The organism is Sphingopyxis sp. H053 (assembly GCF_001468225.1).
In the GTDB taxonomy this organism is placed as follows: domain Bacteria; phylum Pseudomonadota; class Alphaproteobacteria; order Sphingomonadales; family Sphingomonadaceae; genus Sphingopyxis.
In genome coordinates this window covers 1-21,482 of sequence record NZ_LNRU01000010.1, presented here as the reverse complement: position 1 = coordinate 21,482, position 21,482 = coordinate 1, and the positions used below count along the sequence as shown (strand labels likewise).

16 protein-coding genes and 2 tRNA genes are annotated in these 21,482 nt (G+C 64.9%); 10 read left to right on the top strand and 8 right to left on the bottom strand.

Going from position 1 to position 21,482, the window contains the following annotated elements; genetic code table 11:
* Positions 1 to 57 precede the first annotated feature (57 nt).
* Positions 58 to 297: a hypothetical protein gene (locus tag ATE70_RS18295; protein ID WP_058539190.1), complete on the top strand. Its 240-nt coding sequence runs from the start codon at positions 58 to 60 to the stop codon at positions 295 to 297.
* A 134-nt stretch (positions 298 to 431) separates the two neighbouring features.
* A complete protein-coding gene (locus ATE70_RS18290) occupies positions 432 to 803 on the top strand; it encodes a hypothetical protein (protein WP_156419775.1) in 372 nt (123 codons plus the stop codon).
* Between the two features lie 116 nt (positions 804 to 919).
* On the opposite strand, the gene ATE70_RS18285 is transcribed toward ATE70_RS18290, so the two are convergent.
* The gene (locus tag ATE70_RS18285; RefSeq protein ID WP_058539246.1) at positions 920 to 1,408 is read right to left on the bottom strand and encodes a hypothetical protein; all 489 of its coding nucleotides are present in this window, start codon (positions 1,406 to 1,408) and stop codon (positions 920 to 922) included.
* A 64-nt stretch (positions 1,409 to 1,472) separates the two neighbouring features.
* Between ATE70_RS18285 and ATE70_RS18280 the strand changes: the two genes are divergently transcribed.
* From ATE70_RS18280 to ATE70_RS18250, 7 genes are all read left to right on the top strand, one after another.
* Positions 1,473 to 3,434, top strand: coding sequence for an alkyl/aryl-sulfatase (locus ATE70_RS18280; RefSeq protein ID WP_058539188.1), 1,962 nt, complete (start codon positions 1,473 to 1,475; stop codon positions 3,432 to 3,434).
* Between the two features lie 25 nt (positions 3,435 to 3,459).
* On the top strand, positions 3,460 to 3,987 hold the full coding sequence (locus ATE70_RS18275; protein ID WP_058539187.1) for a PH domain-containing protein: 528 nt from the start codon (positions 3,460 to 3,462) through the stop codon (positions 3,985 to 3,987).
* Positions 3,984 to 5,516 (top strand): PH domain-containing protein, encoded by a 1,533-nt coding sequence (locus ATE70_RS18270; RefSeq protein WP_058539186.1) that lies wholly within the window; start codon positions 3,984 to 3,986, stop codon positions 5,514 to 5,516. The genes ATE70_RS18275 and ATE70_RS18270 overlap by 4 nt, the downstream gene beginning before the upstream one ends.
* Positions 5,513 to 7,282: a single-stranded-DNA-specific exonuclease RecJ gene (gene recJ, locus ATE70_RS18265; RefSeq protein ID WP_058539185.1), complete on the top strand. Its 1,770-nt coding sequence runs from the start codon at positions 5,513 to 5,515 to the stop codon at positions 7,280 to 7,282. Before ATE70_RS18270 ends, recJ begins: the two co-directional genes overlap by 4 nt.
* A gap of 22 nt (positions 7,283 to 7,304) precedes the next feature.
* Complete coding sequence (locus ATE70_RS18260) at positions 7,305 to 7,688, top strand: VOC family protein (RefSeq protein ID WP_058539184.1); 384 nt, start codon at positions 7,305 to 7,307, stop codon at positions 7,686 to 7,688.
* 67 nt (positions 7,689 to 7,755) lie between these two features.
* Positions 7,756 to 7,831 (top strand) — tRNA-Glu (locus ATE70_RS18255).
* Between the two features lie 51 nt (positions 7,832 to 7,882).
* Positions 7,883 to 7,957, top strand: a tRNA-Glu gene (locus ATE70_RS18250).
* 29 nt (positions 7,958 to 7,986) lie between these two features.
* Here ATE70_RS18250 and ATE70_RS18245 read toward each other — a convergent pair.
* The 5 genes from ATE70_RS18245 to ATE70_RS18225 form a co-directional block, all read right to left on the bottom strand.
* A complete protein-coding gene (locus tag ATE70_RS18245) occupies positions 7,987 to 10,437 on the bottom strand; it encodes a hypothetical protein (protein WP_058539183.1) in 2,451 nt (816 codons plus the stop codon).
* Positions 10,438 to 10,721: 284 nt separating this feature from the next.
* Positions 10,722 to 11,237, bottom strand: coding sequence for a hypothetical protein (locus tag ATE70_RS18240; RefSeq protein ID WP_156419776.1), 516 nt, complete (start codon positions 11,235 to 11,237; stop codon positions 10,722 to 10,724).
* Between the two features lie 338 nt (positions 11,238 to 11,575).
* Positions 11,576 to 15,001, bottom strand: coding sequence for a TonB-dependent receptor domain-containing protein (locus ATE70_RS18235; RefSeq protein WP_082639706.1), 3,426 nt, complete (start codon positions 14,999 to 15,001; stop codon positions 11,576 to 11,578).
* Between the two features lie 83 nt (positions 15,002 to 15,084).
* Complete coding sequence (locus ATE70_RS18230) at positions 15,085 to 16,146, bottom strand: FecR family protein (RefSeq protein WP_058539181.1); 1,062 nt, start codon at positions 16,144 to 16,146, stop codon at positions 15,085 to 15,087.
* Complete coding sequence (locus ATE70_RS18225; RefSeq protein WP_197411514.1) at positions 16,143 to 16,739, bottom strand: RNA polymerase sigma factor; 597 nt, start codon at positions 16,737 to 16,739, stop codon at positions 16,143 to 16,145. The genes ATE70_RS18230 and ATE70_RS18225 overlap by 4 nt, the downstream gene beginning before the upstream one ends.
* Positions 16,740 to 17,059: 320 nt before the next feature.
* On the opposite strand from ATE70_RS18225, the gene ATE70_RS18220 reads away from it, so the two are divergent.
* Positions 17,060 to 17,776 (top strand): response regulator transcription factor, encoded by a 717-nt coding sequence (locus ATE70_RS18220; protein WP_082639709.1) that lies wholly within the window; start codon positions 17,060 to 17,062, stop codon positions 17,774 to 17,776.
* A gap of 172 nt (positions 17,777 to 17,948) precedes the next feature.
* Here ATE70_RS18220 and ATE70_RS18215 read toward each other — a convergent pair whose 3' ends face one another.
* Both ATE70_RS18215 and ATE70_RS18210 read right to left on the bottom strand, forming a co-directional pair.
* A complete protein-coding gene (locus ATE70_RS18215; protein WP_058539179.1) occupies positions 17,949 to 18,995 on the bottom strand; it encodes an ACP S-malonyltransferase in 1,047 nt (348 codons plus the stop codon).
* Positions 18,992 to 21,193 (bottom strand): thiamine pyrophosphate-dependent enzyme, encoded by a 2,202-nt coding sequence (locus ATE70_RS18210; protein WP_058539178.1) that lies wholly within the window; start codon positions 21,191 to 21,193, stop codon positions 18,992 to 18,994. Before ATE70_RS18210 ends, ATE70_RS18215 begins: the two co-directional genes overlap by 4 nt.
* Positions 21,194 to 21,482 lie beyond the last annotated feature (289 nt).

Genomic DNA, 21,482 nt, shown 5'->3' with positions numbered 1-21,482 from the left:
TGATAACCACTCATCGCGGGCTGTCGGCATCGCTCGCGCGAAAACCGTGAGGGCGAGATGATGGAGAGCTATGGGGCACTGGTTGGCTGGACACACCATGATGCGGGTGACCGCATAATGCTCCGGCTCGAAAGCGTACAATCTTCGGAAGCCGCCAGGAAGCACGACCCCGATTTGTTTCACTTCCTTATGACCAAGCAGCAAGCGGCCATCCTGGGCAATTATCTGGTGCGGCTTTCGGGTCAGTCCCCGGTCGTTCTGAAAAAGCGGGGTTGGTTTCGTCGTCTCTTCGGCTGACGGGGCTTCTGACCATGCTGATCGCGCTGCAATGTCCGCTAACGACCGATTGCGGACGTTAACTCAATGGCGATAAATGAAGTTGGACATGCCGTACGGAGTTTGCGCGCAAACCAAATTCATAGGGGATCTACGTGCCGATCGATATTGCAGCAGATTTCCGCTGGTCAGTTTCGAGATTGATACTCGGCGATAGTGGATACGAAATGTATCTCCAGGATTTTCGCGATGGTTCAGGTCTTTCCATAGAAGGTCCTACGGGTAAACATACGCTCTACGGTAGCGAGAAACGGACCAAGCCGAGTGGGTTTGACAGTCATGACGGCAAGGGCATTCTATATAACGAGTGGTCCTTCTCGGCATTCGCAGCGGAGAGCATCGGTCGGCAAGTTGGCCTCGCGACCATCGAAGAATTAGTCGTTCGCTACTTTAAAATGCGTGACGAGCGATGGCTTTCGAGAGAAGGGGCCGTCAATAAGTTCTGCACTACCGTAGTCTTCCTTTGACAAGCACTCCCGTCCGCTTCCCACCCCAAAGCCGACATTGAAAACCACCCAGCGCTTGACCGCCCCATTCTTTCTGTATTATCCGTACAACACACTCAGGATGATAGATGGCGCGCTCAGAAAATTCCCGCCGCGAGTCCTTCGGCCAGCGCCGCGCCGAGATCGCGTGCCTCGGCGAGGCGGCCCGGCGCGATGGTCTTGGGCGCCAATATCGCTTCGGGCGTCTGCGCCGCAGTGTTGACGATCACCCGATCGGCGACGCGTTTCAGCCGCCAGCCGGTGGCGATGCGGTCGAGCTGGCGTTGGGCGTTTTCGCCGTCGGAGCCCGCGCAGATGATCGTGGCATAGGCGCGGCCTTCGAGCCGGCCGAGACAGGGGTAATAGCAGCGATCGAACATCTCCTTCATCGCGCCCGAGAGCGCGGCGAGATTTTCGGGGCCGATGAAGAGATAGCCGGCCGCCGCCAGCAACAGGTCGGGCGTCACATCCTCCACCGCGACGAGACGCGACGCCGGACCGGCGCCTTCGGCTGCGGCCGTAGCGAGCGCTTTGCTGCCGCCGGTGCGGCTGTGCCAGGCGATCAGGAGGTGCGGCGCGTCGGTCATCGGCCGATGCTTGCCAAGCACCGGCACGCGGCGCAAGCTGCCCGAAACATAGGGGAGACATGACATGCGCCGACTGACCGCCTTGCTGCTTGCCGGCACCCTGCCCTTCGCCGCCGCCGCGCAGGACGCCGCGAGCGAGGCGACGCGCACCGCGCAGGCCGAAATCGCCAAACGCCTGCCGCTCGATGACCCCCGCGACGAGGCCAATGTGCTGCGCGGCAAGCTTGCCGAGATTCCGGGCGGGGTGATTTTGGGCAAGGACGGCAAGACGGTGTGGGACCGGCGGCCTTACGCCTTCCTCGACGCCAAGGCGGCGCCCGATACGGTCAACCCGTCGCTGTGGCGGCAGGCGCGGCTGAACGCGGTGCATGGCTTGTTCGAGGTCGTGCCGGGCAAGATCTGGCAGGTCCGTGGTTACGATATTTCGGTGATGACGATCATCCGCGGCAAGAGCGGGTGGATTATCGTCGACCCGTTGCTGTCCCAAGAGGCGGCGGCCGCAAGCTGGAAGCTGTTCGCCGACACGGTCGAGGCGAAATCGGGCAGGCTGCCGATCAAGGCGGTGATCTTCAGCCACAGCCATAGCGACCATTTCGGCGGCGTCGGCGGCATCGTCACCCCCGAACAGGTGAAGCGCGAGAAGATCCGCATCATCGCGCCGCACGGCTTTTCGGAGGAAGCGACGTCGGAGAATGTCCTTGCCGGCACCGCGATGGGACGCCGCGCGCTCTATATGTTCGGGTCGATCCTCGCGCCCGGGGCCGCGGGCCAGGTCGACACCGGGCTGGGGCCGAAGCTGTCGTCGGGGACGATCGGTTATATGGAGCCGACCGAGAGCGTCGCCGCGACGGGCGGCACGCTGACGATCGACGGGCTGGCGTTCGACTTCCTCGATGCGGGCGGCACCGAGGCGCCGTCGGAGTTCGTCTTTTATATCCCCGCGTATAAAGCACTGCACACGACCGAGGTCGTCACGCACACGTTGCACAATGTGCTCACGCTGCGCGGCGCGCAGGTGCGCGATGCGCTGCACTGGTCGAAGGTGATCGACGCCGCGCTCGTCCGCTGGGGCGGCAAGGCCGAGGTCGCGCTGGCGTCGCATCACTGGCCGACATGGGGCGCGGGCGAGGTGAGCAGCCTGCTCGCCAACCAGCGCGACGCTTATCGTTATGTCCACGACCGCACGCTGTTTCTCGCCAATCGCGGCGCGACGCTGCACGAACTCGCCGACCAGACCGCCGAGGCGCCGGTGCAGGGCAAGGATTTCTCGACCCGCAATTATTATGGCACGCTCAACCACGATATGAAGGCGACGTACCAGCGCTATTTCGGCTGGTGGGACGGCAATCCGGCGAATTTCAACCCGCTGCCGCCCGAGCAATCGGCGCCCAAATATGTCGCGCTTGCGGGCGGTGCCGACAAGCTGCTCGCGGCGGGCAGGGCGGCAATCAAGGCCGGCGATTATCGCTGGGCGGCCGAGCTGTTGAACAAGCTGGTCTTTGCCGAGCCCGACAACAGGGACGCGCGCGCGGCGCTCGCCTCGGCCTATGACCAGATGGGGTATCAGGCCGAGTCAGGCGCGTGGCGCAACTATTATCTCGCCGCCGCCGCGACGCTGCGCGGCAATGCGGTTCCGGGCGGGACGAGCAATGGCCAAAGCCGGTCGTTCGTCAGCGCAATCCCGACCGCGGTGTTTTTCGACGCGCTCGCGACGCGCTTCGACGCCGCGAAAGCGGGCGCAGTCAAAGGCACGTTCCAGTTTATCCTGCCCGACAGCAAGGAAACGGTCGCGATCGTCGTCGTCGGCGGGGTCGAGGTGCCGCGGTACGGCCTGACCGACCCCGCGCCCACCGCGACGATCACGATAAACCGGGCGACGCTCGACGATGTGATGCTGGGGCAGGCGCAGTTTCCGGCGCTGCTCCAGTCGGGCGCGATCAGGATCGACGGCGACCGTGCGGCGTTCCTGTCGTGGTTCGCGCTCCACCCGCCCGCCGACCCGCGTTTCAATGTGGTTGTGCCATAGGGCCGCCACCGACTATCGGAGGAATATGACCGACACCCCCGCGCACCCGACCGACCCTTTCGACGCAGAGGCGCTCAATGCCGCCGAGGGGCTCGATCCGGTCAATCCCGCCTATGCCCAGGTGCTGCGCATCGCGACCGCGCTCAACCTGATCCCGCTCGCGATCGGCGCGAGCGTGTTCGACGCGCTGCTGATCCGCCATATCGGGGGGCCGTACGGGCTGATCACCGCCGCCGCGTGGGTGATCGCGGCGATCGTGATCGTCAGCTTTCCTTCGCGCCGCGTGTCGCGCTGGGGATACAAGATCGGCGAGGGGCAGCTGCGCGTCGCGCGCGGCTGGCTGTTCCGCACCGATACGATCGTCCCCTTTGTGCGCGTCCAGCATATCGACGTCGGGCAGGGGCCGATCGAGCGCTGGTTCGGGCTGTCGCACCTGATCGTCCACACCTCGGGCACGCACAACAGCACGGTGACGCTGCCCGGGCTCCACGCTGACCTGGCGGCCGCGATGCGCGAGACGATCCGCCGGCATATCCAGACCGATTTCGCATGAGCGACGTCGCCGCAGCGCGCCCCGCCACCCCCGCAACCGATTTTGGGGACGAGCCGGACTGGCAGCGGCTGCACCCCGCGACGCTCGCGCTCGCCATCGTCAAGCTCGGGCCACGCTCGCTCAACTTCCTGCCCGCGGTGGCCGCATTGGGGTTCACCGGCAACTGGGTGTATATCGTGCCCGCGATCGGCGCTTTTCTGCTCTTCTCGCTGCTCGCAGCGTGGTTCCAGTGGCTGCGCTTCCGCTTTCTCGTCGGCGACGACGAGGTCGTGATCGAAAGCGGCGTTTTCGCGCGCCAGCATCGCACCATCCCCTTCGACCGCATCCAGGACGTCAGCATCGAGCAGGGGCTGGTCTCGCGCGCGCTCGGCATCGCCAAGGTCGGGTTCGAGACCGGCGCGGGCGGCAAGGAGAATGACGCGAGCCTCGACGCGATTGCGCTCGATTCGGCGCAGGCGCTGCGCACAACGATCCGCGCGCATCGCAGCGGCGAGGCGGCTGCGCCCGTCGTAGCCGATGCGCCCGAGGCACCGCCCGCGACCGAGGACCGGTTGCTCTTTGCGATGGGGCCGCGCCAGTTGCTGATCGCCGGCCTGTTCAACTTCTCGCTCGCCGCGCTCGCGGTGGTCGGCGCGGGCATGCAGTTTTTCGACGGGCTGCTGCCGTTCGATTTCAACGTCTTCGACCCCCGGGACTGGATCGATATCGCCGAGGATTACGGGCTCGACCAGTGGCTGCTCGCGCATCGCTGGATCGCGGGCGTCGGCGCGGCGCTGTCGCTGATCTTCATCGGTTTTGCGAGCGGGATCGCGACGATGTTTTTCGCCAACTGGGGTTTCCGCCTGACGCGCGAGCCGCGCGCGCTGCGCCGCACCCGCGGCCTCACGACGCGTACCGACGTCGCGGTGCCGGTGAAGCGCGTGCAGGCGGCGATCCTCGTCACCGGCTGGTTCCGCCAACGCTTCGGCTGGCACGAACTCCGCCTGCAAAGCCTGGCGAGCGACGGCGGGAAGGAAAATGATCATCAGGTCGTTCCCTTTGCGAAGCTCGATGCGATCGACCCGGTGCTGGACGAGGTCGCGATCCGGCGCCCCGATGCCGGCCAATCGTGGCAGCGCAGCCACGGCATCGTCGCGCTCGGCGGGCTGATCGGTGCCGTCGGCGCAACCATTGGCGGCCTTGTCGCCGTTTCATTCGGGCAGAATCTCGGCTGGTTCGGTCCGGCCCTGGGGCTGCTCATCGGTGCCGGATCCTTGTTCGGCGCGCGCTTCCATCGCTGGGCCGACCTTGGCGAACAGGTCGCGATCCGGCGCGGGGCGTGGAAACCCAAGACGACGCTGCTGCCGCACGCGTCGGTGCAGAGCGTCGACCTCAAGAGCGATTTCATCCTCCGCCCGCTCGGCCTTGCGACTTTGGTGTTCGGCGTCCCCGGCGGCAGTTCGCTTGGCGCGCACGAGATCCCAGCGATCCCGCTGGCCGCCGCGCTGGACTTGCGCACCCGCATCCTCGCCGCGAGGGCGCGGTCATGAGCGAAACGGCGCTCGGCATTACGCACTCGATCAAGGGCCAGCCGTGGCACTGGCGGCGCGCGAGCGCCGACATGGCGTCCGAAAATCTCGCGCCCGACGATCTCGTCACGCAATTGCTGCTCGCGCGCGGGGTGGCGCGGGGCGACCTCGATCGCCAGCGCACGCCGACCCTGCGCGGCTTCATGCCCGACCCGTCGCTGTTCCGCGACATGGACGTCGCCGCCGCGCGGCTCGCCGATGCGGTCGAGCGCAAGGAAGCGGTGACGATCTTCGGCGACTATGACGTCGACGGCGCGACCTCGGCGGCGCTGCTCGTCCGGCTGCTGCGCGGGCTGGGGCTGCCCGCGGGCGCCTATATCCCCGACCGGTTGATGGAGGGATACGGCCCCTCGGGCGCGGCGCTGGTCAAGATCGGCGAGGCGGGGTCGAAGCTCGTCGTCACGGTCGATTGCGGCGCGCAGGCGTTCGACGCGATTTCCGAAGCCAAGGCAGCGGGGGTCGAGGTGATCGTCGTCGACCATCACCAATGCGCGACGACGCTGCCCGCCGCCTTCGCGCTGGTGAACCCGAACCGGCTCGACGAGGAACCCGACGCCGCGATCCACGGCAATCTCGCCGCGGTCGGGGTCGCCTTCCTGCTCGGCGCGGCACTGCTCCGCACGCTGCGCGCGCGCGGCTTCTTCGCGACGCGCGACGAGCCCGCGCTGATCGACCTGCTCGACCTTGTCGCGCTCGGCACCGTCGCCGACGTCGCGCGGCTCACCGGCTTCAACCGCGCGCTGGTGACGCAGGGGCTGAAGGTGATGGCGCGGCGCGGCAACACGGGCCTCGCGGCGCTGATGGACGCCGCGCGCCTCACCAAGCCGCCGAGCGCGAGCGACATGGGCTTTGCGCTCGGTCCCCGGATCAACGCCGGCGGGCGCGTCGGCAAATCCGACCTTGGCGTGCGATTGCTCACGACATCGGATCCGCAGGAAGCCGCCGACATCGCGGTCGAACTCAACCGGCTGAACGAGGAACGCCGCGCGATCGAGGCCGCGGTGCTCGAACAGGCGATCGATGCCAGCGCGGCGTGCGGCAACGCCCCGGTCGCGATCGTCGCCGGGCAGGGCTGGCACCCCGGGGTGATCGGCATCGTCGCCGGGCGCCTGAAAGAACGGCTGCACCGCCCCGCGATCGTCATCGCGCTCGACGAGGATGGCGTCGGCAAGGGATCGGGGCGCTCGATTTCGGGCGTCGATCTCGGTGCCGCGATCCTCGCCGCGAAGGAAACGGGGCTGCTCGTCGCGGGCGGCGGCCATGCGATGGCGGCGGGGCTCACCGTGGCGGCGGACAAGGTCGACGCGCTCGGCGCTTATCTGAACGACCGGCTCGCCACCGATGTCGAGCGCGCGAGCGGCGACAAGTCGCTGCTCATTGACGCGGTGCTCGCGCCGCGCGGGATCAACCCGCTCTGGTGCGACGCGATCGAGAGCGCGGGCCCTTACGGCGCCGGATGGCCCGCGCCGCGCGTCGCGACCGGGCCGGTGCGGATCGTCGAATCGGGAATCGTCGGCACCGACCATGTCCGCCTGATCGTGTCGGGCGACGACGGCGGGCGCTTCAAGGCGGTCGCGTTCCGCAGCGCCGAGACCGAGCTGGGTCAGGCGTTGCTCCACGCACGCGGCAGCCGCAAACTATGGCTTGCGGGCCGCGCGAAACGCGACGACTGGGGCAGCCGGCCGGCCGCCGAACTCCACCTCGAAGACGCGGCCTGGGCCGACTGAAGGCACGAAGGGAAAAGCGACGATGTACAGCCACATCACAATCGGCATCGAAGATTTCGCCCGCGCCGAACCCTTTTACGACGCGATCATGGCGGTGCTCGGGCATCCCGGATTCGTGCGGCAGAGCGAAGGCAAGGGCTATGGCACGCCGACCGGCCCCAAGGTCTTCGTCGGCCCGGCCTTTAATGGCGAACCGGTGTCGGTCGGCAATGGCACCCATATCGCCTTCATCGCCGCCGACCGGGCGACGGTCGATGCCTTTCATGCCGCGGCGCTTGCCCATGGCGGCAGCGACGAGGGCGCGCCGGGGCTCCGCCCCCATTATCACGCCAACTATTACGGCGCCTATGTCCGCGATCCGGAGGGCAACAAGCTGCAGGCGGTATGCCATTCGCGGCACGGTTAAATTAGCGCCGATTGAGTCCTTGACCGGGGGAACACGCACGGCTAATGCGCCGCTTCACCGATCAGACGGCCCCTTCGTCTAGCGGTCTAGGACGTCGCCCTTTCACGGCGAAAACACGGGTTCGAGTCCCGTAGGGGTCACCATCGGGCACGGGAGCGGTCGGCTCCCCTTTCCGCAAATTTTCCGACCCATAAGGCCCCTTCGTCTAGCGGTCAGGACGCGGCCCTCTCACGGCTGAAACACGGGTTCGATTCCCGTAGGGGTCACCAGCGGCAAGGCGCGCGGTCAGGGCGCGCCATCAAAACTTCTTTCGCACCGTCAATCGCACCACGCGGCCGAGGGGCTCGATTTCGTTGCGGCTATATCCCGCAGGCACCGTCCCGTCTTCGCGCGTCACCCGGCGATAACCGCCCAGGAGATCGTTGATATCGAAGGACAGTTTGAGGCCGCTCATCAAACCCTTCTTGGCCGGAACCGCGAATATGCGGTCGGGTTCGATGAAGGCCGAAAGATTGAGCTTCAGCGGCGGCTTGAAGACAAAGACTTCATCGCCGCCCCGCAATCGTCCCGAGCTGCTCCAGCTGCCGCTCAGCGTGCTGCCGATCCCCCGCCGGCCGATCGACGCCTGAAACGACAGGCTGTGAAGCGATTGCCCGCCGGCGCGCAGCAGGTCGATCACCGGGACGCCGGGACGCGTCAGAAGTTCATTTTTCAACCGCAAGCCGTGATCGAGCGACAGGTTGAGCTGCCACGGATTCGCGGCGGTTTCGCTTTGCCCTTCACCGCCCCCAAGCATCAGCCGGAGCGCGATGCCGGCGGACAGGTCGACATTGGTGTCACGCGCCAGGTTGATCGCGCGCGCGTCGACTGCAACGAGCCGCCCTTCCGCATCGCGCGTAACCCGTGCGGGGAACGCGGCCTCGATGGCGGGAGTCAGTTCGGGAAAGGCCGCCAAGCCCCCCTTTGCGACCGACTGGCGATAGCCAAGATTGAGCGTCAGCACCTCGTTGCCCAGCGGCCGCACCAGGGCCGTCAGCGTCACGCTTTGCCGGCGGCCACTCTTCAGGTCGGGATTGCCGCCGGTGATCCAGACGGGGTCGGCAATCGCCTGGCGCGCATAGTCGAAAACGCGAATGATCGTGGTAACGATCGGCGCATCGAGCTGGTCGAACGAGGGTGCGGCTTCGCTGAAATCGATCGTCCCGCGGAACAGGATCACCGGCGAGGGCGACCAGCTGATACTGCCGCCATATCCCTTCTGCGGCCGGCTGTCCGTCATCAGCTGCGCGCTGGCCGACAGGTCGATGGTCAGGTCGCCCAGCCAGCCCGCTTCCGCACCGCCCGCGCGCGAAACCGGTATGCTGAGCGACATCAGCCCGTTCGACTGGCTGCGCGTCATGCTGTTCGAGGCGATTCGGTTGCCCGCGGCATCGCTTTGCCGGCTTTCGGTGCGATTGCGGCCGGTATGGGCGGTGAGATTCCAGGTGAGCGGCCCCGCCGGCAGATCGACGATCGTCTTTCGCACGTTGAGCCGGGCGCTGATATTTTCGCTTTTCGTCCGGGTGCGCGTCGCGATCATCAGCCCTTCGTCCCACTCGCCATAGGGATTGAATGCGGGATCGCGGTCGTCGATCAATCGCTGGACGCGCGCGACGTCGATACCGCTTTCGAGGAAATTGTCGGCGTGGTTGCGCAAATAGCTGATCGCGAGGCTGGTTTGCCAACCGCCGATACGCCCGTTCAGCATCAGCGACGCACCGAGCGAGGTGGAGCCGTTGTCAGAGCGAAGCGCGCGCTCGCCTGCAAAGGGCCGGGTCAGGACGATGTCGTCCACAAAGGGCGACCCGGGATGGCCCGCGGGAACGACTACCGATGCCATCGGCAAACCCCGCTCCCCCCCGCTGTCGCTCCGGCCGGCATTGAGGTTCAGCGAGGCGGAAAAACCGCCCAGCGGACGCGTGACGCCGATCTTGACCGAGGCATTGCGACGCGACGATTGCAGCGTTTCGAAGCGGTTGGGATCGACGGGATGAAGCGCGCCGGCGGTCGCGACGAAGTCGTCGATGCGGGGCGTCCCCGTCAGCGCGCCGGACGGGAGGGCGGCGGCCGTCACCAGATGTCCGGCTGACCGGCTGAGCGCGGGGTCGATCTCTCCGCCGTCCGGGGCCGCGATGAATCCGACACTGTCGAATGTCCCGTCGCGCGGCGGGATATTGCGCGCAGTTTTGCGAAATGCGCTATCCGCGCCGATCCGCGCTTGCGCGTTCCAGCGCATGTCGCCGCTGATCGCGGTCCGCGTTGCCGACAGGATGCCGCCATATTGACCGCCGGCCGTCGCAAAACTCGCGCCCGCGTCGGCGTTCAGCGTCGAGAAATTCTTCTTGAGCACCAGATTGATGACACGTTTTCCTGCGGGTTCGCCATATTGCGCCGCGGCCTCGGGCTTCAACACGGCGAGCCGGTCGAGTGCCTCGGCGGGATAGGTGAGGATCGAACGGTCGAAGCCTGCGGGCTTGCCGTTGATCAGCAGGACAGGCTCTTCACCGCCATCGTCGATAAAAGGGGCAAGCCGCTTCAGCAGATCCTGGATGCTGTCGGCGCCTTGACTGGCGATTTCCCCTTCGCCGAATTCGGTTTCGGCCGCGACCCTGGCTTCGCCGCGGCGACCGGCCGTGACGACGATCTCTGAATCGACGGCGGCGGCGATCGTTGACGGATCGGGTCGTCCGGCTGCCGCGGCCGAATCCATTCCCGCGCTTTGGACAAGTGTTTGGGCGCGCGCCTGATCGACACCCGACGCGGCCAGCGAAGCCACTGCAACCCAGAGCTTTGGGGTCCGGAAAAGTCCGGGACAGCCGGGCGAGTCCGTCGCCCGCCCGCGACGCGCGCATCCTAGCAGCGCAAACTTGCCATCACGACGCAAAGGACAATCCCGAAACATCCTGCCTGACGCAAAAGGCAGGCGCCGTTAACGGGCGCCCGCCAGGTTGGGGCCGCCATCAGGAGGTGATGGCGGCCTCCGGGAGTGGTCGTTCAGGTGATGACGAGCGGCGTTGCGGGCGAAGTCTGGGTGAGGGTTCCCTTGATCTTGCAGTTGGGCTCCGTCCCGGGCGCGCTGGCGTCAGGAGTGTCCGACACGCCGTCCTGAAACTCGATCGTGCCGGCATTCCAGAGAGCCAGCAGATCGCCAGAACAGGAATCGGCAGGAATCGGGGGCATCGTCGGGATCGCCGGGATATTGGTTGTCACGCCCAGCATCTCCAGCACTGTGACCGGCGAGCCAAGCCCGTCGGTCGCGAAAGGGCCACCCGTAAAGGTGATGCCCGTGCAAGGAAAAGCTCCGGAGAGGCTGGCCGACGAGGTGGCGACACCGCCCGTCACGTTGATCGTGAGCGTCAGGCCGCAGGTCGTCCAGACGGGCAGGTTCTTCTTCACCTCGACCGAACCCGTGAACACATAGGTTCCGTCCGGAGAAAAAGTGGCGGCCTGGGCAACTGCCGGACTGGCAAGCGCAAGCGCAGTTGCGCAAAGGGCAATAATATTCCTCATATTATCTCTCCTGTTTACTGTTTGGATTTTATTTAAGCATCAATCGAATCGATGCATTTTGCTTTTTAATATGGATTCATATTAGGTCAATACTGAATCTGATAAGTATTATTCCTACTATTTAATTAGCATTATTATCGGGCAACAACTCCCCTCTATAATAGACAGTGCGATACCGTCTACTACATATGAATATTGATATTTTATTCGAGCTATATTAATTGTTCCGATAAATTATCTTTTCCCGTCCGAAGTAACAGTAAAAGTTCCAATATTACCATGCCCGCTCCCAACTTCTCCTCCGCTTACGCGGGAGGAGAAGTAAAACCTGCGCTGGATCAGAAACGCTTCATGGCGCTGAACCCGATGATGCGCGGATCAAGCGTGAAGACGTTGGTACTGAGCAGGGAGTCGTCGCTGTTGGTGAAGAAGTCGGTGACCGGTGCGTCGTTGAACAGATTCTTGACATAGAATTGGAAGGTCAGATCTGAATCGGGCCGCGCCAGCGTCACTGCCACGTTGACATTGTCCCAAGCCTTCAGCCGGTCATATTCGGTGTTATAGACACGCGCGAAGCTCTTCGACTGGCGATAATAATCGCCGCGGACGGTGAGGTCCCAGTCGCCGAAGAAGAATGTATATTGCGCCCCGATATTGGCCGTGATCCGCGGCGAATTGGGCAGCTCGTTCCCGGCAAGATCGGCCTGGAAACCGCGTCCGCCGTTGGGCGCACCGCTGACCTGGCTCCGCCACGCATTGGGGTTCGCCGGATCATAGGGAACGATCGCGCCAACCTTGGTCGGGTCATAGGGCGCGAAGGGGTCGTAAGTGAAACCATATTGCTGCGCATAGAAGCCCGCCGGCTTGCTGGGATCGAAATTGCCGAACCCGCTGGACTGGCCGCACAGCCCGTAGAGCGCGGCGCCGGCGGACGCGCTGTCATTCGCCGATCTTTGCAGAATCCGCTCGACATAGGCGCGCGGCGCGATGCAGTTCGAGGGGACTTGCAGGAAGGGACGAAGCAGAACCCAGTCGGGATTACCCTGCGTGCGGTCCATCACGTCGATCGACCTTGCGCCCTTCTTCAGCCGCGTCTGCAGATAGCCGAGATTGGCATCGACGCGAAACGCGCGTGACGGGCGCCAGGCTGCCTCAAACTCCAGCCCCCAGCTCGTCGCATCGAAATTCTCGTTGAGCGCGATGCGGTCGACGATCTGCGAAACCTGATAACCGGTATAGTCATAGAAGAAGCCGGTGGCATTGAGCGTCAGCCGCCCGCCGTCGAAGCTGTTCTTCGTCCCGATCTCGAATGCATTGACATATTCGGGCTTGAAGGTCGCGGGAATGTCACCGAACTGGACATTCGTATCGCTAATCGCGGGGCGCGCCGGGTTGGCTCCGCCACCTTTGTAGCCATGCGACGCCGAGGCATAGATTAGCGTGTCGTCGGTGAACGCAAGGTCGGGTTTCCAGTCGACCACCAGTCGTCCGGTCGGCTTCGACCAACGCTGATCGATCGGGTCACTGGCCTGATATCCGCCGCTGATGCTCCCGCCGCTGGTGCCGTTCGCACCGCCCCCGAGCAGGAGCTGGCTCGGATAGAGCGTCGCGCTCTTGTCATCGCGCGTGAACCGCAGCCCGGCGGTGACCTTCAGTTCGTCGGTGACGTTCCAATAGGCTTCACCGAAGATCGCCCAGGATTTGGTCTGGACATTATTGCGGCTACGGAAATAATTGTGCCCGTTTTCGTCGAGTGACGATATCGGATTGGGGTCGACATAGATGCAATCCCGATCCGTCACATCGGGCGGACAATCGCGATATTTGAACTCGCTCCCCGCTGCCGTACCGGTCGCCCGGTTATACCGGTTATATGCGATGAATGAATAGAGATTGTTGAAGACAAAATAGTCGTCTTGCGATTTGAAGTTCAGATAGTTGACGCCAAGGCTGAAATTGAGCGGTCCGTCGAACGCCGATTGCAGGCGAAACTCCTGCGACCATTGGCGATTGCGCGACCGGCTGAGATCCATCGACAGCATCCGGTCCGAGCAGCCAAGCTGCGGGTCGCAATATATCCCGCCCGGCGCAGCATATGACTGGTCGATCGGATTGGGACTGGGTCGCCCGGGAATGACGAGAGGCGGACGGCCTGGTCGCGGGATGATGATGTCCGGCGTGCCCGGCAGCCCATCCATCAATCCCGATGTGTTCACGAACACGGGCGCCGAGACGAAACGATTATAGTCCTGCGACGAATAATAGCGATCGCGCGCATAGGCGGTCTGCGACACCAGCTTCAACCCGTCGCTGAGGTCGAATTCCATGTTGAGCTGGAAGACATCATTCTTCGCGCGGAAGACCGGATCGATGCTCGTTGCGATTTCGCGCAGGTTGCGCGATTGTTGGACCCCCGCGAACGGATCGCCGCGGACCAATCCGCGCAGAAGATCACTGCCGCGATAGCCCATTTTGACATAGTCGGTGGAGCCGGCGACGATAGCGGCATAGCCCCCCGCATTGGGCGCGCCATAAGATTGATCGTCATAGAGTGAAACGGGCAGGCAGCCCTGACTGAGCCGCGACCGCAAATCGAGTTCCTGGCGAGTGGCCGTCTCGTTCCGGGTCCCGTCGGGCACCCGGATACCGCCCACCGTCGCCGGCCCGGGATCGCGCGCGCATAACTGCTTTCCGGTGCGCGACCGATTGTCATCCTCGTCGAAATGCTGCCAGATCGCATTGGCGCGGAAACGGTCGCCCGGCTCCCACGCAATCGAGGCGCGCGTCGACCACAGCTCGCGGCCGTTCACGCGCTTTTCCGTAAAACTGTTATAGTCGAACCCGTCGCGGCTGGTCAGCGCACCCGCGACGCGCACCGCCAGCGTGTCGCCCAATGGCACGTTGACCATCGCCGATGCGCGCATCGTCTTATAATTGCCGACCTCCACCTTCGCATCGAGCCCGAAATCCTGAAGCTCGGGCAGCGCCGGTATCAGATTGACCACACCGCCGGTCGCATTGCGGCCATAGAGCGTTCCCTGCGGTCCGCGCAGCACCTCGACCCGCTGCATGTCGAAAAATTCGGATTCGAACAGGCGGTTGCGGATCAGCGGCGTGTTGTTGAAGCTCACCGCCACCGCAGGGTCGGTCGAGGCGGATACCGCCTTCGTCCCGATCCCGCGGATCGCGATGTTGTACATGCTGAAATTGCCCTTCGAGAAGTTCATGTTCGGAACCGCGCGAAGCAGTTCGGAGCCGCCCTCGATCTTGCGGTCGTCGAGCGCCGCGGACGACAGCGCCGTAAGCGCGATCGGCACGTCGATGATCTTTTCTTCTTTCTTCTGCGCCGTCACGATGATTTCGCTGCCGTCGCTGATCTCCTGCCCCGGCGCGGCGGACGCGGCCGCGACCGGCGCGGCGCTCGCCATCTCGACCGGAAGCTGCGCGATCCGGCGCATCGGGCTTACGATGAAGATCTTGCCATTGCGCCGATAGGTCATGCCCGTCCCGCGCAGCAGTTCGCGGAGCGCCTCCTCGGCGCCCGACCGGTACCGCAAGCCTTCGCTGCGCTTGCCCCGCACCGCCTTGCCGTCGAAAATCACCTGCGCGCCCGATGCACGCGCAAAAGCCCGCAATGCGCCGCCCAGATCCTGGGCCGGAATATCAAACTGCTGAACCTGGCGCACTTCAGCATAGGCAGGTGCCGACACGGCAACCAACGCGCCGAGCGCAAGACTCGACAACAAATAACGACGTTTTGACATACCCTCTCCCTCTATGCGAGGGATCGATATTGCTGCCCCTCTGTCATAAAGACGAACCACCCACAAGATTGCGCCCCAGATTTTTATCTTTGGTCCATTTTTTCTTCGTCGTTACTCAAATTTACAGTTTCGATAATGATTTTGCCGCCCTCTTCGTGCGCGGCCAACGGATAGAGCGACGTCACGCCCTTAACGAAACTGTCGGCGTCGCCCGCATCGAATACGCCATTGACGAGATGACGGCCGGCGGCCGCATCGCGAAGGACGATCGGCGATGCCGCGTACCGATTGACCCGCTCGACCGCATCGCTCAGCGGCATATCGACGAAATCGACCTGCCCCCCTTCCCATCCCAGCGAGCGCCCCGCATCGACGGGAAGGATTTCTGTCGCGCCCGATGAAAGGCTGGCGACCAGTTCCTGCCCGGGCAAAAGCTGGGTCGTCGCCTGCGCGACTGGTCGCCGCGCCTTGATATGCCCTGCGACCGCGCCGCGCGGAACGACGGCGACCTGTCCTTCAAACAACAGGACACGAAGCTGATCGCGCAGCAGTTCGACGCTGAAACTCGTCCCGATCGCCACCACCGATTGCGACCCCGCGGTCACGGTAAACGGCCGGAGCGGGTCCTTTGCGACGTCGAACTTGGCCCGGCCGCGATCGAGTATGATCGCGCGGCGATGGTCGGTGAAGGACACCGACATCTGGCTGGCGGCATCGAGCGAGACGCTCGACCCATCGTCGAGCCGGACGATCCGCCGCTCGCCGACCTCGGTGGAATAGACGTCGGGCCCCTCGCTCCAATACCAGGCGCCCATGCCCGTGACCATCGCGAGCGCGGCCATCGTCGCGATCGCCCGGCGGCGCGTCGGAGCGGGCTCTGCCGCGCGGCGCGCTTTTTCCATCGCGGTCAAAGCCTCGGCACGGAGCGACAGGAAGCCGGGCATTTCGGCGATCGCATCGGTTCCCTGCCACACTGTTACCATCTGCTCGAAATGGTGGGCGTGGCGCTCGTCCGCCGCCAGCCATTCGTCGAAGGCACTTTGTTCGCTGACGGTCAGCGCCCGGTCGGCGATGAGCAGGCACCAGGCGGCCGCCTGCTCCTCCCGCTCGGCGACGCGATCATTGTCATTCTGCGGAACGATCATGGCCGTCGCTCCATCCGGCGGGCCAGAAAAACGAGGGCGCGCGAAATATGCTTGTCGACGGTGCGGAGGTGAAATCCGAAATTATCGGCGATCGTCTGCTTCGGAATATTCTCTACCCGGTACAATATGAAAATCTGCTGCGTCGGTTCGGGAAGCGCCTGGATCGCGGCCCACAGGATCGAAATCGATTCGCGCGCCGAAGCGATCCGAAAGGGGTCAAAGCCGTCAACGCCGGCGCTGGCGTCGCTTCGTACCGCGTCCGCGAAGTTCCGGCGCACACGGTCGTGGCGCGCCCGATCCGTCACCAGATTGGCGGCGATCCGGAAAATATAGGCGGCACTCGTCTCTTCGTCGCCCCTTTGCGCGTTCGATAACCGCAAAAAAACCTCCTGGGTCATGTCTTCGGCTTCCGCGAGGCTGGCAACGCGTCGGGAAAAAAAGGCGATCAGCGGCGGCCGGAACTTCCGGGTCAACCGCTCCAGTTCGGAGGCGGGTTCCGCCGTCACGTCTCTCCCTTTTTTCCCTCTCCAAAAAACAAGACGGCTATCCGGGCCAAATGCGCCCCGTTTTTTTCGGCGCACGCTCCCGCTCAAGTCGCGTAGAGGTCTGAATATTCAAATGCCCCGGCGCCTGATCTCCAGAAGATCGACACGCGCGCAGGAGAACAAGGCTACGTAACCGGTAACATTTGATTTTTATCTAACTGAAGTAAAGTATTGCCGGACAATCAAGGCGCCGCTGCTGCTCATCCACGGCAAGACGGCCCAGTTCGTGTCGGTCCCGCTCGCCGACCATTATTTCACGCGCCAGGCCGATCGAATGACGTTGCTGACCTCGATCAAAGCCTTTCTCGCCAAGCATAATCCGGCCGACTGACCCGCGGGGGCAATCGCAGACCATCGGCGGCTCCAGAATGGCGCCATCGCCGACCCTTCGCCGCTGTTCGCGCGCAGCCTTAACCGGCATCCCGCTCATCGTGACCGAAAGCGGGGGCCATATCCATCTGATCCTGCCCGACCCGACCGAGCGGGCGGCCTGTTTCCGCGTGCTCGCGGCGGGGTCCGAACGGGTGGTGCGCAGCTTTGCCAGCGCCGACGCGTGGATCGAAGCCGAGGGTGAGGATAGTTGCGGTATCCTGCTCTTTCACTGGTGCCAGCCCGGGCGGACCGGCGGCGCGGCGCTGCTCGACCGCGTCGCTGCGCGCGCCGGAACCGTCGCCTTTGTCGCCGCCGAACAGCTCAGTATCGCCGAATCGCGCGCGATCCTGCGCGGCGGGGCACAGGATCTGCTTCCCGCGCCGCTCGACCCGCGCCTCGTCCGCCGCACGATCGATGCGGCGCTCGCCGACTGGCGTGCGCGGCAGGGCGCGCTCGACCGGCACCGCGAGGCCGAGGCACGGCTGGCGGCGCTGACGCCGCGCGAGCGCGACATATTGGATGCGATCGCCGCGGGGCTCGGCAACAAGGCGATCGCGCGTCAGCTGGAATTGAGCCCGCGCACGGTCGAAGTGCATCGCGCGAATATCATGCGCCGCGCCGGTGCCGGCAATGTCGCCGAATTGCTCCGGCTCCAGTTCATCGCCGAGTTCGCGCGCGGCGCGCCGGGCAATCCGCTCCGTTTTGGCGCTTGATTGTGCAAGAGCCCCGGCCGGATGCGGCGCAGCGCGCCTATAAGGGACATGAACGGTGTACCGCCCTTGAGTTGGTCCCCATTGGCGCTGCCGTTCATCCGCATGGGGTCAACCCCACCTGATTCCATGCGAACGGGCCGGCAGGGGATGTTCCTCCCCTGCCGGCCCTATCTTATCCCGTGACGAGCGCACGCTGTTCGGTGCGGCCCATCGACAGCAGGATCGGGTCGGCCGCCTGCCGTGCCGCGAAATCGGCCTTGCTCCGGATTCCCTGCCAGCCGATGCCGATCAGCGATTGCGCGATCGCACCGCCGAGCGTGTCGCCCGGGCCCGGCAGGATGATCACGTCGGGGGCATATTCCTTCACCGCGACCTGCACCGACAGCGCGAAATCATAGGGCGCGAGGATCTGGTGGCCGAAGGTATAATCCCACAGCATCGCCGGATCGCTCGCATGGCGCCGCCAGATATGCCCGCGCCCGTCGATGAGCGGCAGCGCGGGGCGGTGGAAGAGCGAATGCGGCAGCTCGGCCATCGCCTTGTCCGAACTGCCGAACATCAGCGGGGTGTGGAAGGGGCCGTGGCCCGCGAGGCGCAGCGGATCGCGCCCCGGCGTCGGCGGCGCTTCGGCGAGCAGCGCGGCGAGACCATCTTCATTGCCCGCGAGCACGAGCATCCCGGCAAGGTCGATCGACAGCGCGAGCGCGTGGCCGGGCCGCGCACCGATATCGGCGACAAGACCAAACAAAGTCTCGCGCAACCCCGGCACCGGCCGCCAATCCTCGTCGACCACCTGCAACAGGATTTGCCCGCCCGGCCCATGCGTCTGGCTGTTGAGCCCCATCGCGTTCGAAATGCGAAAGCCGTCCTCGACCGAAACCGCGCCGCCGAGCGCGAGCGCGCTGTACCAGCCCATCGAATTGCCCAGGGCGGCGACGACATCGAATTTCTCGCGGTCGATGCTGAGCCAATCGAGCGCGGTTGCGGTGTAGATCAGCGGCGCCGCGACATCGCCGCGCATGTGCGTCGCGACGCTGAAGCGGTCGGCGCCATCGAGTTCGGTCACCGTCGGCTGGCCGCGCTCGCGGCGCTGCGCGTCGAAATTCGCGATCAGCTCACCGAAGCGCGCGCCATGCAACCGCGCGATGCTGCCAAGCTCGCCCTTGCCATAGGTGCCGCGGCCGGGGGCGACGACGAGTGCGGTCTTGCGCGCGCTCATGCCAGCAACTCCTTCGCGGCGGCATAGATGGAATCGCGGCTCGGCAGGGTCAGCGTGGCCGCGCGGCCGAGCGGGATGAAGCTGTCGTCGGCGGCGATGCGCGCGAGCTTCTTACCCGGGGTGCGTTCGACGAAGGTCGCCATCAGTGCCTCGCTCTGCGATCCGGTAATGCGGCATTCGTCGACGATCAGGATGCGCTTTGCATCGCCAACCGCGGCGACGAGCTTCTCCTCGTCGACCGGGCCGAGCCAGCGCAGGTCGATCACGCGTGCCTTGACGCCGTCGGCGGCGAGCAGCTTTTCGGCCTGACGCGACAGGTAATAGCCATTGCCATAGGTAACGATCGCAAGGTCGGTGCCTTTGCCGTACACTCCGACATCGCCGAAGCGGATCGGCGCGCCGTCGCCCGGCGTTTCATAGGCGCTGGTCCACAGGCCATCGCCTTCCTCGTGGAGGTCGCGGGTCATATAGAGCGCGATCGGTTCGACGAAGACGACGACGCGCTGTTCCTCGCGCGCGAGCCGCACGCACTCGCGCAGCATCGCGACCGCATCGCGCCCGTTCGACGGCACCGCGAGGATGACGCCGGGAATGTCGCGAAAAACCGCGAGGCTGTTGTCGTTGTGGAAATGGCCGCCGAAGCCCTTCTGATAACCGAGCCCCGCGATGCGCAGCACCATCGGGTTGGTGTACTGCCCGTCGGAGAAGAAGCTGAGCGTCGCGGCTTCGCCGCGAATCTGGTCCTCGGCATTATGGACATAGGCGAGGAACTGGATCTCGGGCATCGGAAGGAAATCATTGTGCGCCATGCCGATCGCGAGCCCGAGGATCGCCTGTTCGTCGAGCAAGGTGTTGACGACGCGCGCCGAACCGAAGCGCTGGTGGAGCTTTGCGGTGACGTTATAGACGCCCCCCTTCGGCCCGACATCCTCGCCCGCGACGACGATCTCCTTGTGCGCGAGCATGAGGTCGGCGAGCGCCCAGCTCAAAAGCCGCGCCATGTGCTGCGGCTTGTCCATCGCGCCGGCATCGCTGCCGAACATCGCCTTGCGGTCTTCGTCGGTCGGCGTGTTGACACGAGCGACCTCGCGCTTCGGCGGGATCAGGCTTTCCATCACATGCTTCGGGGTCGTGATCTTCGGGCGCAGGATCGCCGCCTCGGCCTGCCGCGCGAGCGTGCCGCCGATATCCTCATAGGCGTCGGCGATCTCGGCGGGCGACATCCAGCCATGCTCGGCCATGAGCGCGGCGCCCGCGAGCAGCGGATCGCGCGCCTCGTCGGCCTCGATCAAGGCTTTGGGCAGATACGCGCCCTGCACGTCTGAGCCGGCGTGGCCATAGAGGCGCACCGTCGCCATATGGAGGAAGACCGGCTTACGGTATCGGCGCGCATAGTCGGCGGCTTCGGCCGCCCCGGCATAGGCCGAGACCAGATCGGTGCCGTCGCATTTGATATAGTGCAGCCCAGCGCGGTGGCGGAACTGCGCCTCGATCCAGCCCGTCGGGGTACGCGTCGAAATCCCGATACCATTGTCTTCGCAGAGGAAAATGAGCGGCATCGGCGATCCCTGGAACGCCGCCCAGCCCGCAGTGTTGAACGCGCCCTGCGCGGTCGAATGGTTCGCCGACGCGTCGCCAAAGCTCGTCAGCACGACGGCATCATCGGGCAGCGGCAGCCCGGTCATACCGAGGCGGCGCGCGATGCCGATCGAGAAGGCGGCGCCGACCGCCTTCGGCAGGTGCGAGGCGATCGTCGAGGTTTGCGGGGGGATATTGAGCGGCTTCGATCCGATCACCTTGTGCCGTCCGCCCGAGATCGGGTCTTCGGACGACGCGGCGAAGCTCAGCAGCATGTCCCACGTCGGCGTCCCGCCGGGAAGCTGGCGCGACCGGTGGAGCTGAAACGCGTTCGAGCGATAATGGAGAAACGCCATGTCGGTGACGCGCAGCGCCGCGGCGACCGCGGCATTGCCTTCGTGCCCCGACGATCCGATCGTATAAAAGCCTTCGCCGCGCGCCTGCAAATGGCGCGACAGCCGGTCCATCTGGCGGCTGGTCAGCTGCGACAGGAAGATATCGGTCGCCTCGGCGCGCGACAGGCCGACCACTGCGGGATCGGGCGCGTCGGCGCGATCGGGCAATCGTCCTTCGGCCAGCGCCGCCAGGAATTTTTCATGCACCGCCTGCGCTGCGTCCACCTTGGTCCTCCGTCTGATATTGTCGCGCGCTAGAACGGGGTAGTTTCGCACGCAAGCATGTCTTGCCTTCCCGACGAGGCTCGCGCTACCACTTACCGCGATGATCGACCGGGGCGGGACAATAATTTCAACATGATGTCGATGTGGATCGCCCAGGCGTCGGCCGCGTCCGAACCATCGAGCGCCGATGCGGGCGGAGGATGGCTGATCGACCCCGAACTCGTCGATCCGGGCTATAGCCAGACGATCGCAGGCGGCGAGATCCAGACCGCCTTTCCACCCCCACCGC